Genomic DNA, 14,919 nt, shown 5'->3' on the forward strand with positions numbered 1-14,919 from the left:
ATCTTGAATTTTCTGCCAGATATCATCGGTAAGAAGAGTGCGTGCCATTGAAAATGTAGAAATAAAAATAACTCAAAGGAGGATTTTAAGTATTTAAAACCAATTCTTCAAATGAGGACACGCCCTAAAGTCTGGAAAATAAGCACTTATCTGATGAGTGAATTACAGCAGCAAAAACTGGAACAAGAGGTGTGTGGCTGCGTTGGTGAACATGCGCTGAAAGAGATACCGGCTACGACCTTATTAAAAGCCACTGTGGATGAGGAACTTAAGGCTGAGCTGACCAAGCAGGCGCTTGCCAATAGCCTAAAAGGCTGTGCCACTGAGTATCTTCAAAATAAATAGCCTGAGTTGTTAGAGCTATTTATTTGATTCTGCAATTATTGGGGGGGCTGTCATGCTCTTCCGCACATGGTTTTTATCGAAAAATTGATGTTTGATCGCCACTGTAATATGACTGAGCAATCAGACTGCCAACATCCAGGATAGCCAGATAGCTAGTGGTTTGACAATACTAGTCCTGGCTGGGTTTTCTGAAATCAAAGCAGGCATATTAAATAAATATAAAACAGGCACCGGATAGCCTAAGCTCTAGCGATATGGGCAACCAGTAAGATGCAGGACAATTAACATGAAATATAAAGCCAGCCACTATGTTGTAGGTGGGTGATATTTTGCTTTGTATGCTGTTATTACCAAATTGGAAAGATAGCCAGATCCGTGTCAAACACAGAGGAGAGAAGTAATTCTAAATCTGCAAGGCTGTCCGTCGCTTTCATGTCGCATTTGGCTGGCTGCAGATTAGGTTGTTCTCTTTGATGAATAGCGGCTGGCGCTGTAAGCTTAAACTGAGCAGATCAGGCATGAAACCTAGGAAATATCGAGACTATTGTCAGACTTCATAAAATCTGAGAAATTTTTAGCTATATAAGCAAGAACAAAGCATCGCTTTGTTCATAGCGCAGGAGGATGAGCATGTTTTTTTACTGCTACCTCATTATGAGACATTCATTTAGAATGACTCAAGTTCCTGCCGCATTCCTTATATCAGCTAAAAAATCTTGCGAGATATCTTCCTTACTTCGCAAACAGGTGAATGATTAACAAGGTCTAAGCAGTTTTGTTATTTTTAGATTCCTTAATCATTGGAATTTCGGCACAATACCCCATATTTTTCTATTTGAAAAAGGACATCCTGATGAAAAAAATAGTAGCTGTGATGGCTCCCCTGGCTCTGCTTCTTTCTGCATGTGCAGCCACAGGCCCAGAGAACACCCAGCCAAGCACAAGTCAGCAATTGGGTACAGCGGCCTTAAAAATTGCAATCAATGCAAAATGTACAACTGAATTGAATAATGTGCCTGCTTGGCAGACAGTCACCCGATTGATGACGGCTACGCAAAAACAGGAAGTCCAGACAGAAATCTGTGGCTGTGTGAGTGAAAAAGCACCACAAAGCGTGACAGCCGTTGATTTGGCAACAGCCGCTATTGATCCTGCTGCACGTGCAACAATTGTAAGCAATGTCGTAGCAAAAACGATTCACGCCTGTGTCGCAGAAGCTGTAAACTAAGCGGCAATGAAATTTGAATAGGCTGACAGGTACAGCCTATTTTTATGGGAAATGAAATGAAAATTGCTGGTGTAGATGAAGCAGGGCGGGGTCCACTGGTGGGATCGGTGGTGGCCGCGGCTGTAATTTTGGATCCGGATAATCCGATTGAAGGCTTGAACGATTCTAAAAAGCTCAGTGAAAAGAAACGGGAAAAGCTTTTTATCGAAATTCAGGAAAAAGCCTTGGCTTGGGCCATTGCAGAGGCGTCAGCAGCTGAAATTGATGAACACAATATTTTACAGGCCTCATTATTGGCGATGCGCCGTGCCGTAGAAGCTTTAAATCTCCAGCCGGATCATGTGCTGGTGGATGGTAATAAAGTCCCCGAAGGTCTGATGATGAGTTGTGAGGCGGTTGTAGGGGGAGATGCTTTACATGCTGAAATCTCCGCAGCCAGTATTCTGGCTAAAGTCAGCCGTGATCGCCAGATGCTGGAGATGGACCAGAAATATCCGCAATTTGGTTTCGCCAAACATAAGGGCTATCCGACCAAAGCGCATTTTGAAGCCATTGCTTTACACGGTGTCATTGATGAACACCGCCGCAGTTTTGGGCCGGTAAAGAAAGTCTTGGCAGCTGTACTTGAGCAGCAGCAAGCAGTTTAAATCTTGATTTATACTGGGCTAAACGGCATAAAAGCGAAGGCAGATAAATTTAAAGCGGCTTTAAAGCCGCTTTATAATGGACACTTAATTAACGGTTAAAGTTATTGGGTGTCTGATTTTCATCTTCATACGAAGGTTGATAATCCTGATCGATATGTTGAAGATGTTCATGCATCGCGCGTTCATGCTGGATACGTTGGTAAATCTCTTCACGGTGCACAGAGACTTCTTTCGGAGCATTGACCCCAATACGAACCTGATTACCTTTTACGCCAAGTACAGTCACACTGACCTGGTCTCCAATCATTAAAGTTTCCCCGACACGTCGAGTCAAAATCAGCATGTTTTTCTCCTTGCAAAACGCAAAACCTGCAATTTATTGATGTACTAAAAACACAACCTAAAATCACAAAAATAAAATTTGAACTAAAAAAAAGCCTGTTAGCTAAGCTACAGATTTGAATCTGTCCAAATTTACAAAAAATTCCTTAGGCTTAATATAACAGAGCCACTATAAAAAAAACTATAGTGGCTCTGCATTTTTGTAGAGATTTATAAAATACTGTCAGACAAACACAGTATTTTGCAGGTTCTCTTAAGCGCGTGCGTTAGATTCACCTTGTTCGCGGTCTAGACCGAAGGCAGTGTGCAGCGAACGAACGGCAAGCTCCAGATAATTCTCTTCGATGATCACAGAAATTTTGATTTCAGATGTAGAGATCATCAGGATGTTGATACTTTCATCCGCCAGAGCAGTGAACATTTTGCTGGCCACGCCTGCATGAGAGCGCATGCCTACACCAACAATCGATACTTTTACGATGTCATCACGAGTTGCCACTTCACGTGCACCAATTGCGCGGGCTGTTTCTTCCAAAATAGCTTTGGCTTTGGCCAGTTCACTACGATTAACAGTAAATGTGAAGTCCGTTGTACCATCTTCTTCAACGTTCTGGATAATCATATCCACTTCGACATTGGCATCACCAATTGGCTTCAAGATTTTAGACGCAATACCGGGTTCATCAGGAACACCTAAGATAGTCAGTTTTGCTTCGTCACGATTAAATGCGATACCCGAAATGATTGGCTGTTCCATATTGTCTTCCGATTCAGTAGTAATAAGAGTTCCGACGTTATTTTTGAAGTCTTCGTCAAATGCGCCATCGTCCTCATTATCAAAGCTTGATAATACGCGTAAAGGTACCTGGTACTTGCCTGCAAATTCAACAGAGCGAATCTGTAGAACTTTAGAGCCTAAAGACGCCATTTCCAGCATTTCTTCAAAAGAAATACGGTCTACTTTTTTCGCTTTAGGTGCAACACGTGGGTCCGTGGTATACACGCCGTCAACATCTGTGTAAATCTGGCATTCATCGGCTTTTAGTGCAGCAGCAAGGGCAACACCCGAGGTATCAGAACCTCCACGGCCTAAAGTGGTTGTATTGCCATTGGCATCAAAACCCTGGAAGCCTGCAACCACAATTACACGGCCTGCATCAAGGTTCTCGGTCAACACGGCAGTATCGATAGACTCAATACGTGCCTTGGTGAACGAACTGTCAGTTTTAATACCAACCTGGCGACCGGTAAGGGAAGTCGCTGCCACCCCAATTGAGTTGAGCGCCATCGCCAACATGGAAATCGTTACCTGCTCACCCGTAGAAACCATCTGGTCAAGCTCACGTGGGTCAGGGGTTTCGGTAATGGCCTTCGCGAGAGCAAGCAAGCGGTTGGTTTCACCACTCATAGCAGATACAACCACAACCACCTTGTGGCCATGGTCATGCCAGCGCTTCACACGACGAGCAACATTTAAAATGCGCTCGGGAGTACCCATTGAGGTACCGCCATATTTTTGAACGATTAATGCCATAGTTGTTCCATCTAAACCATGACCCTGATGTACCTATCAGAGTCAGTTACACAAAATGAAGTTTTTTATTTTGCTTGCAGCCAGGCTGACAGGTCAGCCATGACAGGAGCAAACTTCTCGTTAAGTGGCGCGCCACCTTGTGCCAAGTCAGGTTTACCACCACCTTTACCGCCTAGCTCAGTCGCCAGATGTTTGATGATGTCACCTGCTTTAATAGACGCAGTAAAGTCCTTCGCTACAGATGCGATCAAGCTCACCTTGTCACCCTCTACACCTGCAAGCACAATGACTGCATTTTCTAATTTTGATTTCACACCATCATGTAAGTTGCGGAGTGATTTGGCATCCACGCCTTCAACAGTGGTAATCAGTGTTTTGCGACCAGCAAGTTCTTGAACCTGGCTTAACAGTTCGCCCGCTTGTAAGTTCGCCAGCTTTTGATTGAACTGTTCAATCTGTTTTTGCAGGCGGGATGCTGTATCTACCAGTGCTTCAACTTTTTCAATCGTTTGATCTTTCTGTGCTTTTAACAGACCATTAATGGTATTGATGTCGCGATCTGCTTTTTGCGCCACTTCTATCGCTTTAGTGCCGGTCACTGCTTCGATACGACGTATACCCGCTGCGACACCACCTTCAGAAGTAATTTTAAACAGGCCAATGTCACCTGTGCGTTTGACGTGAATACCGCCACACAGTTCGATCGAGAAGTTTTTCTCATCAATCACTGAGCCCATAGAAAGTACGCGAACTTCATCACCATACTTTTCACCAAATAGCATCATTGCGCCTTTGGCTTTGGCTGATTCGATGTCTAGAAGCTCAGTGGTCACGGGAGTGTTGGCAATTACTTCCGCATTCACAAGACGTTCAATTTCTTGCAGCTGTTCAAATGTTACAGGCTGGTCATTGGCAAAGTCAAAACGCAAGATGTCAGAGGCAACCAGGGAACCTTTTTGTTGAACGTGTGAACCTAGAGTTTGGCGCAGGGCAGCGTGTAACAGGTGAGTTGCAGAGTGGTTGCGTGCAGTGGCTGCACGGATGTCCGCTTTTACTGTTGCTTCTACGTTTTGAGTAACTTTTAAGTTACCCATAGTCACAATACCCTGGTGTACGAATGCACCGCCCGATTTTTTGGTATCTTGTACTTCAAAAATGCCTGTGTCATTTTTGAAGAGTCCTGTATCACCAATCTGACCACCGCTTTCTGCATAGAACGGTGTCTGGTTGAGTACGATGAGTGCTTCATCGCCTTCAACGACTTCATCAACCTGTTCACCATCTTTATAGATCGCGATAATTTGACCTTGGCCCTGAGTGGCATCATAGCCGTCAAACTGGGTTTCACCTTCAACTTTAACCACGCTGTTATAGTCGATGGAAAATTTACCTGCATCGCGTGCACGTTGACGTTGTGCAGCCATTTCGACATCAAAGCCAGCTTCATCAATAGTCAAATCACGCTCACGCGCGATATCTGCAGTCAGGTCGGTCGGGAAGCCGTAGGTGTCATAAAGCTTGAATACTATTTCGCCCGGAATAACTGAACCTTTTAGATTTGCCAGTTCGCCTTCAAGTAATTTCAAACCTTGTTCAAGTGTTTTTGCAAACTGTTCTTCTTCTTTCAGCAATGCAGCTTCGATACGTGCTTTATTTGCTTCAAGTTCAGGATAAGCTTGACCCATGATTTCAATTAAAGGTTGCAGCATTTTATGGAAGAATGAGCCAGTCGCACCCAGCTTGTTACCGTGACGAACCGCACGGCGGATAATACGGCGCAGTACATAGCCACGGCCTTCATTAGATGGATTGACACCATCAGCAATCAGGAAGCAGCAAGAACGGGCGTGGTCAGCCACGACTTTTAATGAAGCAGGGTACTGAACTGGCGTGCCTTTATCGGCAGCTTCAGCTTGAAGTGTGGCAGTATCCAGACCAATGATTTCAGCCGCAGCCTTAAGCAAGTGCTGGAACAGGTCAATTTCGTAGTTGGAATTCACATGTTGCAGAACAGCAGAAATACGTTCCAGGCCCATGCCGGTATCCACAGAAGGTGCTGGAAGCGGGTGAAGCACGCCATCTGCCGTACGGTTGAACTGCATAAAGACGTTGTTCCAGATTTCAATGAAACGGTCACCATCTTCCTCAGGTGTGCCTGGCAAGCCGCCCCAGATATGCTCGCCATGGTCAAAGAAGATTTCAGAACATGGACCGCAAGGACCGGTGTCACCCATCGCCCAGAAGTTGTCTGATGCGTATTTTTCGCCTTTATTATCACCAATACGAATAATACGGCTTGCATCTAGGCCAATTTCTTTGTTCCAGATGTCGAAGGCTTCGTCATCGGTGTGGTAAACAGTGGCATACAGTTTATCTTTAGGCAGCGCCAGCCAGTCGTCACCTGTCAGGAAGTCCCAGGCAAATTTGATCGCATCCCGTTTGAAGTAATCACCAAAAGAGAAGTTACCCAGCATTTCAAAGAAAGTATGGTGACGTGCGGTATAGCCAACGTTGTCCAGGTCATTATGTTTACCGCCAGCACGGACACATTTCTGTGATGACACGGCACGCACATAGTCACGCTTTTCAAGCCCTAGGAAGCAGTCTTTGAACTGGTTCATCCCTGCGTTGGTAAACAGCAAGGTAGGATCATTGGCCGGTACCAGAGAACTCGAAGCGACACGTGTATGCCCTTGCGATTCAAAGTAACGCAAAAATGCTTCACGAATTTCAGCTGATGTCATAAAACGAGTACTCACAACCAAGTCACTCCATAATTTCTGGTTTGGCTAAAAGCAGGACAGTCTGACAAGAGGGTAAGTTCTTTGCTGCCGTGCAGGCTTAAATTTTTAAAAACGCCAAATTATAACGGAAAATGGCTGTTCGACCAATCATTTTAAAATCAATTGCTATGATTTATTTGCAGGGGCAAGCCGGAGATTTTCCAAATCAAAACTTATAAAGAAGAATATGACATTTCAGGCTTTTTTGAGCAGACAGAAAAACAGGATTTCTGAATATGGTCTGTTTGATCGGAAATGGAAACATCGAAAATTCCTATTTTCCCTAAAGTTTTTGCGGTACTGTGAGAGAAATCCATTAATATAGAAGCGTTTTTAATATCGGCACATAAAAGGTTAGGTCATGCAACGAGTGGCAATCAATGGGTTTGGGCGTATTGGACGAAATGTGCTGCGTGCCTGGTTTGAAAATCCGAAAGCTTTTAATTTTGAGATTGTTGCCATTAACGATATTGCCAATGTCGAAACTTTACTGCATCTGTTCAAGTATGATTCAACGCATGGCCGTTTTCCTGGACAGGTGGACTTAAGCTATGATGCTGAACATATTTATCTGCATGTTGCCTATCAAGAGGCGTGCTTAAAAGTCCAGGTCTTATGCCAGGCCAATCCGGTGCAGTTGCCGTGGAAAAACCTGGAAGTCGATGTGGTGCTGGAGTGTACCGGTCTGTTCCGTTCCCGTGAAGCTGCAACCCAGCATATTCATGCCGGTGCAAAACGTGTGATTATCGGGGCGGCACCCTTCGATACGGTAGATGCCGCGATTGTATATGGCGTTAACCATCATGAGGTCAAAGTGTCTGACCAGATCATTTCCAGTGTTTCCTGTACCACACAGGCTTTGGTTCCCTTGGTGAAAATCATTGATGATGCCTTTGGGATAGATACCGCCCTGATGACAGAAATTCATGCCGTCACCGCAGATCAAAGTGTACTGGATCAGGCGCATCGTGATTTAAGACGTGCGCGGGCTTCGGGACAGAATATTATTCCGACCACTTCAAGTGCGCTCGGTGCCTTAAAACAGGTCATGCCGAAAATGACTGACCGGATTGATGGATATTCAATACGGGTGCCCACCATTAATGTGGCCGCAATTGACTTGACCTTTATTTCTCAGTTACCGATTACTGAGCACAACTTAAATGAAGTGCTGATCAAGGCGGCGCGTCAAGACTTTGCCGAGATTATGTCCGTCACTGATGAGCCTTTGGTATCTTCGGATTTCAACCATTCGCCTTATTCGCTGATCGTAGACCTGACCCAGACGCTGGTCGTTGGGCATCAAGCCAAAGTCTTTGCCTGGTATGATAACGAATGGGGATATGCCAACCGTTTATTAGACCTCTGTGAGTCTTTTCAGTCACATTAAGTTTATTTTACAAAAGCACCCTGAACCGGGTGCTTTTTGATTAAAAGGCAGATAACAAACAGAGCGGCAGAACAGGAGTGAAGCAATTGATCGAAAAGCACTGGATTTATGTATAAAAGCTCTATGAACTACAGGTTTTTTGGTTAAGATAAGGATAATTAAATGAAATAAGAGCAACGATACGATGTTGATTTGGGGATTTATTATACTATTGACTGTGGCTGTCATTTTTCTGATCTGGTTGCAATTCAATAATAATGGTTATTCAACTGCTGTACAGGGGGTATCAGTTGAAGATAAGGTGGCACATTTAGAGGAAAATTTAAAAAAGACCTTGGAAATCGTTCAGGATCTGGCAAAGAAAATGCATGTACAGCAGGAAATGCTGGATCAGACTACGGCCAAGTTACAAAAAGTGGAGCTACAAAATGCCGAGCTGGTCAGTTTGCTGGCACAAGTGGTTGATCTGAAAAAATAACAAGAAATAAATCCATTTAAAAAGTGGCCAAGGTTACCCGATTTGTTTTGGAAAATATTCGGGAAGTTTTTCCCGAATATTACCCTTTAAATAATTTTAGAAACTTTAGAAGGAAGCAGTCTCGGTATTCGCCGGCTCAATTTGTTATGGCAGCTGAGAATTAAAGATCTTGCTGAGCGCCCTGTTTTAATAGTCGATATTGAGATCAAAACTCATATATGAAGCACTAATTTCAGCTGTCGCCATCTGGTGTGAGACATTCGGCATACTGATTATTCACAATTTTTTTGATTGCTGATGCGCTTCTAGCTATGTTTTTCAATAGAGTCTTTAAACTTTTTAAGTTTATGTTATTCATCCTGTCGCGGTTATCCAGTTGCATGATACCGCTTGTGATGAATCAACAGGAGTAAAGATATAGGTGACTTTCTGTCGCTTATCTACGCCGTAACCATTGGTTGAGCCAACTTGGTCTAGACTTATACCTATTTGTACCTAAGTCGTTCCAGCTCGATAAATTGCATATCACTGACTGATCAGTGGAACCCCAAGTTTAAAGCCTACTACCGGAGTTTCAGTTTTATTATCATCTTCCTCTGGCCATCTGGATGAAATCCGGGTGCTATCTTCATTATTTTGAGTGGAAGAATCTCTGGCTACTGGATTTTGCGTAGGAATTGCAGGGGTATTTGGATTGCAGACAGTTCATAAGGCAATAAGATGGAATCGTACACAGCTCATGATCCTGTTTGGCATAAATATCTTTTTTATCTATAAACTTGAGTAAAATCAGGATTGTATGTAAAACGCTTAACTTTTTGAATGGCTTATTTATTCAGCTCGCTCTGATCTGGTCTAGGCGCGAGAGCGATTAACCTAAGTCGACTGCGAAAATTATAAAATTTGCGATGCATAGGCAAAACTATCGTGTTAGACTAGGAGAAATCGGGTGTGTTCCCGATTTTTTTATGCGGATTCGTTCCGCGCTGACAAGAATTTAGGTTTACAACATGCCCATTTCAGAGACATGGTTATTACCTGATGGTGTAGCTGATGTATTACCAGAACAAGCGCAAGTCATTGAAACTATGCGTCGTCAATCACTGGATTTCCTTGCATCTCGAGGTTATCAGCTGGTCTACACGCCATTTATTGAATACATCGAATCTCTTTCTTCTCTTTCAGAATCGAATCAAGATTTAGATCTGGCCACTTTTAAAGTCATCGACCAGCTTTCAGGTCGTTTGCTTGGTGTGCGTGCCGATATGACACCACAAGTGGCACGTATTGATGCGCATGTACATCCAGTAGAAGGCGTGGCGCGTTATTGCTATGCAGGTACAGTACTTCATACCAAGCCTCAGGGCTTTAATACCACGCGTGCGCCTTTGCAGTTAGGTGCGGAGTTGTTCGGTTCAGACAGTATTGATGCTGACGTGGAAATGGTTGATTTGATGATCAGCCTGATTCAGGAAGCTGGTGTGGCTGAGGGGATTCACCTGGACTTGGGTCATGTCGGATTATTCCGTAGTATGGTAGCGCAAGCCGGTCTAACTAAAGCAGATGAGCGACGTTTGTCTGATCTTTACCAGCGTAAAGCCTTGCCAGAACTGCAGGAATACACTGCAGGCTTGAATTTCGGACAAGATTTCTATGCATTGGGCCGTTATGCAAGTGATCTTGATGCATTGCAAGCCCACTTAAGTGAAGACGTGCTGGCAAACCCAGACTTTAAACAGGCCTTTGAAGCTTTATTCAGTACGAAAAATGAAGTGCAGGCCCGCTGGCCAAATTTACACATCGGTGTGGATGTCGTGGAGCTGCGTTCATATCACTATCATACTGGCCTGATGTATGCTGTCTATGCGCCGAATCGTGCTGCCGCACTGGCACAAGGTGGGCGTTATGACGGAATTGGTCGACACTTTGGTCGTGCACGTCCTGCAACAGGTTTCTCGTGCGACTTATATGCATTGAGCACAGGTAAATTTAAAGCCATACAGGTTGTCGTAGCGCCAAAAGGCACCGATACAGCACTTGTGGCGGCCATTCAAAATGCGCGCGCTCAAGGCTTAAACGTGATTCAGTTATTAGGTAATGATGAATTGAGTTCAATTCCGTATGCCACTCACCAGCTGGTGAATGCAAACGGTGAGTGGACTGTCAAAACCATTTAAATCGCTAGGCTCAGCATTCATGTCGCTGAGCAAAGCTTTCAATTTTAACAGCATGATGTAATGAGGCTATTATGGGCAAGAATGTTGTGGTACTTGGTACCCAATGGGGCGACGAGGGTAAAGGTAAGATCGTCGACCTGCTCACAGATCAAGCGGCTGCGGTAGTTCGTTATCAAGGCGGACATAACGCAGGTCATACTCTCGTGGTTGGTGGTAAGAAAACTGTATTACACCTCATTCCATCTGGTATTTTACGTGAAAACGTACTGTGCTTAATTGGTAATGGTGTGGTTCTTTCTCCTGAAGCCCTCATCAAAGAGATGGATATTCTTGAGAAAGAAGGTGTACCAGTTAAAGAGCGCTTACGTATTTCTCCAAACTGTCCATTAATCCTGCCGAACCATATTGCACTTGACCAGGCGCGTGAGAAAAAGCGTGGTAATGCGAAAATTGGTACGACAGGTCGCGGGATCGGTCCAGCATACGAAGATAAAGTGGCTCGCCGTGCAATCCGTGTGGCTGACCTGGTTCGTGGTGGCGAGCATCTGACCGCACTGCTGACTGAGCTGCTTGAATACCATAACTTCCAGTTAACCGAATTCTACGGTGTAGATGCAGTTAAACTTGAGGATGTGCTGGCGCTTTGTGATCAATGGCGTGAAGTTGTTGCACCGCTGGTAATTGACGTTACTGGCGAATTGCACAAATACCGTAAAAACGGTGACAACATTATGTTTGAAGGCGCACAAGGTTCACTGCTAGACGTCGATCACGGTACTTATCCGTACGTGACTTCTTCAAACACGACTGCGGGCGGTGTAAGTTCTGGTTCAGGTTTAGGACCATTACATCTGAACTATGTGTTGGGTATTACCAAGGCATATACAACGCGTGTGGGTGCAGGCCCATTTCCGACTGAGCTGATCTATGATGCAGCCAATGATACAGGTGATGCTATCGGTAAGCACCTGGGTACAGTAGGTAATGAATTTGGTGCATCTACAGGCCGTCAGCGTCGTTGTGGCTGGTTCGATGCAGAAATCCTGCGCCGCTCGGTAGAGGTTAACTCCCTTTCTGGTATTTGCTTAACTAAACTTGACGTTCTGGATGGTTTGGAAGAAGTGAAAATTTGTGTGGGTTATGAGGCGGCTGATTCGGGTTGTGTCGGTTCTTCTGATGCGCTGGCATTTGAAACCTTAAAGCCAATTTATGAAACCATGCCAGGCTGGAAAGAATCAACTTTCGGAGCCAAATCGCTAGACCAGTTGCCACAAGCAGCAATCAACTATGTGAAACGTCTGGAAGAGCTGATTGAATGTCCAATCGACATCATCTCAACAGGCCCAGACCGTGAAGAAACTATTGTTCTTCGCCACCCGTTTGAAGCTTAATTTAAGCCAAGAATGATAAAAAAACCCTGTGAATCCACAGGGTTTTTTTATAGAAAAATATTATTTTTCAGGCTTTAAAATAGTTTGAGAATATAGAAATCATGGTCTTGTTCAGACTAAAGTTAATTTATTCCGTTATGTGCAAAGTGTGAAGCCTTGCTAGAATAAGAGCACGATAAAATCTGGAATGCAGGATGCATAAAAATATTTCAGGAACCATGTTCTATTCACTGCTGTTTGCCATGGGTGGTGCTCCGACCATTGCCATGCTGATTATTCGTGCCCAAACCCAAGACCCTGATATTATTTATGGTGCATTCATTGGTTTAAGTGTCATTATTGCCTGTGTACTGGTACCGGTAATTTTGCTGCAAAATGGGATACTGTTTTTTAAGCGTAAAAGTGTCGTTCTGGAAGAGAAAATTAGACCGCTCTGTCAGCTGTATTTGGGTTTAAATGTCGCCTGTCTGGTCTATTGGCTGGCCATACAGTATTGGGGTTAAAATTACATAAATTATAAGAAGATGAAGTAAATCAACGTTTAGTTGTTACAATCTTTCAACTATAATTTTTTACAAGATCAATTAGCGTTTGCTTAAGGTGGAAATGATTATAATGAAAAATAAATTTTTATGCGCGATGAGTGCCACAGCAGCTATTACTTTGTCGGGTTGTACAACTATTGCGGATATGGCGGGCGCAGACACGGTCACTTTAAATGCCACCGCTTCACAAAGTTATAATGCCATGGTGACAGATGCCAGAGCAAAAGGCCAGTTGGACACCAGCTCTGCTACTTATAAACGTATCAATACGGTATTTAACCGTTTAAAGCCTTATGCGAACCAGATGAATCAGACGGGTACACCATTTCAGTGGCAATTGGCTGTACTTAAATCTGACCAGGTAAACGCTTTTGTGGCGCCAGGTGGTAAGGTAGTATTTTATACTGGTATTGTGACCAAGTTGAATCTGACTGATGCTGAAATTGCCGCAATTATGGGGCATGAAATGGTGCATGCGCTAGAAGAACATTCTAAGCAGAAAATCGGTGCGCAAGCCTTGACTGATCTGGCACTAGGCATTGGCCTGAGTGCAGCAGGGGTTGGACAGGGTGGAGCAGCCGTTGCTCAGTTAGGCAGCCAGATCGGTATAGGCTTGCCATATTCACGTAATCTTGAAAGCCGAGCTGACCAAGGCGGTTTAGGCTTGATGGCACGTGCGGGCTACAATCCGAATGCAGCTATTACCTTATGGGAAAAAATGAACAAGCTTTCAGGTAGCAGCACAGGAGCAACATTCCTGTCCACTCACCCATCTAATGCACAGCGTATTGCTGCGATGCGTCAGAATCTGCCAGCTGCCATGCAGATTTATAATCAGCATAAATGATCATAGGCTCTGGTCCAGTAAGATCAGGGGAGTTTAAAAAGCAGGGCACAGGCTCTGTTTTTTTTATGGTGATTTATTTAGAAATGAAGTAGATATTAAATAAAAAAGGCAAAGTAAAATACTTTGCCTTTTATGCTTAACTTAAGATCGGATGATCTTAGTGGTTGTGACCACCCGCACCGTGTACGTGACCGTGATCCAGTTCTTCTTGAGAAGCTTCACGGATTTTAACAATTTCAACTTCAAAAGTCAAATCTTGACCAGCAAGCGGGAAGTTTGCATCAACAATAACGTTATCGCCTTCAACTGTTTTAACAGTTACGATTTGAACGCCATCATCAGTTTGAGCCTGGAACTGCATACCTGCCTGAATATTGTCTACACCTTGGAACATTTGCTTAGGCACTTCTTGTACCAGATCCGGGTTATATTCGCCATAACCTTCTGCAGCAGGAACATTCACAGTGAATTTTTCACCTACGGTTTTGCCTTCTAGAGCTTTTTCTAAACCAGGGATGATGTTACCTGCACCGTGCAAATAGGCAAGTGGTTCACCTTGAGATTTGTCGAGAGTTTCACCCTCTGCGTTAGTCAATGTGTAGTGGAAAGAAACCACGAGGTCATTTGCAATAGCAGTCATGTTATTGATCCATTCAATTTTCTTAAGGGTACATCATAAAGTGAAATTGTATTTTTGTAGACTAAAATTAGCAAAAAAATGCAATTTGACCTTTTTAATGACGATTTTTTAAATAATGAGGACAAATTTCTGTATTTCAATGCAATTTTAGCTTTGGAGAAATTTTACCTGTAACAAAATCTTTAGCGATTAATAGGCCTGCATCGGCATAAGCATGAATAGTAGCCTGATGAAGTCGATATAAGGAGATATATGAATTTAGCCATAAAACCTGATACATTGACCTGTCCTAATAATTCGCCCACCACTTTTTGTTATTACAATGATTTTTATGCGCGGTTATATGATTAACCTGCTTGTTGTTATGTTTCTCGTGCAAATACAGTAAGTATGCAATTACTTATACTATGTATGGGCTTGAACAGGTCTTAAGTAAAATTGTTAGAAAAATTATAAAACGTAGTAGTTTTATAAGCGTGATTCAGAAAAACGTTTTTCCCTAAAATTTAGAATTATAAGTAGGAAAAGAGAGAAGAAAGCTAGAAGATAACATGCTTATCTTCTAGTCAGAA

General features: G+C 43.5%; 13 protein-coding genes and 1 pseudogene. 9 read left to right on the forward strand and 5 right to left on the reverse strand.

Translation table 11 applies throughout. The annotated features are described in order from the left end of the window. Positions 1–153 precede the first annotated feature (153 nt). The 3 genes from E2K74_RS14830 (at position 154) to rnhB (ending at position 2,220) form a co-directional block, all read left to right on the forward strand. On the forward strand, positions 154–345 hold the full coding sequence (locus E2K74_RS14830) for a hypothetical protein (protein ID WP_227548012.1): 192 nt from the start codon (positions 154–156) through the stop codon (positions 343–345). 853 nt (positions 346–1,198) lie between these two features. Next, the gene (locus E2K74_RS06080) at positions 1,199–1,573 is read left to right on the forward strand and encodes a hypothetical protein (RefSeq protein WP_151206745.1); all 375 of its coding nucleotides are present in this window, start codon (positions 1,199–1,201) and stop codon (positions 1,571–1,573) included. Positions 1,574–1,629: 56 nt separating this feature from the next. After that, a complete protein-coding gene (gene rnhB / locus E2K74_RS06085; RefSeq protein WP_151206746.1) occupies positions 1,630–2,220 on the forward strand; it encodes a ribonuclease HII in 591 nt (196 codons plus the stop codon). An 88-nt stretch (positions 2,221–2,308) separates the two neighbouring features. On the opposite strand, the gene csrA is transcribed toward rnhB, so the two are convergent. The 3 genes from csrA to alaS all read right to left on the reverse strand — a co-directional run bounded on the left by csrA (position 2,309) and on the right by alaS (position 6,855). After that, positions 2,309–2,563, reverse strand: a complete 255-nt coding sequence (csrA, locus tag E2K74_RS06090) for a carbon storage regulator CsrA (RefSeq protein WP_151204472.1) — start codon at positions 2,561–2,563, stop codon at positions 2,309–2,311. A 252-nt stretch (positions 2,564–2,815) separates the two neighbouring features. After that, on the reverse strand, positions 2,816–4,096 hold the full coding sequence (locus E2K74_RS06095) for an aspartate kinase (RefSeq protein ID WP_151204473.1): 1,281 nt from the start codon (positions 4,094–4,096) through the stop codon (positions 2,816–2,818). A 65-nt stretch (positions 4,097–4,161) separates the two neighbouring features. Further along, complete coding sequence (alaS, locus tag E2K74_RS06100) at positions 4,162–6,855, reverse strand: alanine--tRNA ligase (RefSeq protein ID WP_171480654.1); 2,694 nt, start codon at positions 6,853–6,855, stop codon at positions 4,162–4,164. Between the two features lie 385 nt (positions 6,856–7,240). Between alaS and E2K74_RS06105 the strand changes: the two genes are divergently transcribed. The 6 genes from E2K74_RS06105 (at position 7,241) to E2K74_RS06130 (ending at position 13,707) form a co-directional block, all read left to right on the forward strand. Then, the gene (locus E2K74_RS06105; protein WP_151204474.1) at positions 7,241–8,269 is read left to right on the forward strand and encodes a type I glyceraldehyde-3-phosphate dehydrogenase; all 1,029 of its coding nucleotides are present in this window, start codon (positions 7,241–7,243) and stop codon (positions 8,267–8,269) included. Between the two features lie 184 nt (positions 8,270–8,453). Then, positions 8,454–8,747 carry a hypothetical protein gene (locus tag E2K74_RS06110; RefSeq protein WP_151206747.1) on the forward strand — a complete coding sequence of 98 codons (294 nt, stop codon included), beginning with the start codon at positions 8,454–8,456 and terminating at the stop codon, positions 8,745–8,747. Positions 8,748–9,757: 1,010 nt separating this feature from the next. After that, a complete protein-coding gene (locus E2K74_RS06115) occupies positions 9,758–10,924 on the forward strand; it encodes an ATP phosphoribosyltransferase regulatory subunit (RefSeq protein ID WP_151206748.1) in 1,167 nt (388 codons plus the stop codon). Between the two features lie 71 nt (positions 10,925–10,995). Next, entirely contained in the window at positions 10,996–12,315 is a 1,320-nt protein-coding gene (locus E2K74_RS06120; RefSeq protein WP_151206749.1) for an adenylosuccinate synthase, read from the forward strand. A 194-nt stretch (positions 12,316–12,509) separates the two neighbouring features. Next, positions 12,510–12,818, forward strand: coding sequence for a hypothetical protein (locus E2K74_RS06125; protein WP_151206750.1), 309 nt, complete (start codon positions 12,510–12,512; stop codon positions 12,816–12,818). A gap of 112 nt (positions 12,819–12,930) precedes the next feature. Beyond that, a complete protein-coding gene (locus tag E2K74_RS06130; protein WP_151206751.1) occupies positions 12,931–13,707 on the forward strand; it encodes a M48 family metallopeptidase in 777 nt (258 codons plus the stop codon). Between the two features lie 157 nt (positions 13,708–13,864). On the opposite strand, the gene slyD is transcribed toward E2K74_RS06130, so the two are convergent. Together slyD and E2K74_RS06140 are read right to left on the reverse strand one after the other, a co-directional pair. Then, entirely contained in the window at positions 13,865–14,347 is a 483-nt protein-coding gene (slyD, locus tag E2K74_RS06135; RefSeq protein ID WP_151206752.1) for a peptidylprolyl isomerase, read from the reverse strand. Positions 14,348–14,483: 136 nt separating this feature from the next. After that, positions 14,484–14,658 (reverse strand): annotated as a pseudogene (locus tag E2K74_RS06140) (NAD(P)/FAD-dependent oxidoreductase); the annotation flags it as partial. Between the last annotated feature and the right edge of the window lie 261 nt (positions 14,659–14,919).

Origin of the sequence: Acinetobacter sp. RF15B, from assembly GCF_007558235.1 — a bacterium.
GTDB lineage: Bacteria > Pseudomonadota > Gammaproteobacteria > Pseudomonadales > Moraxellaceae > Acinetobacter > Acinetobacter lwoffii_C.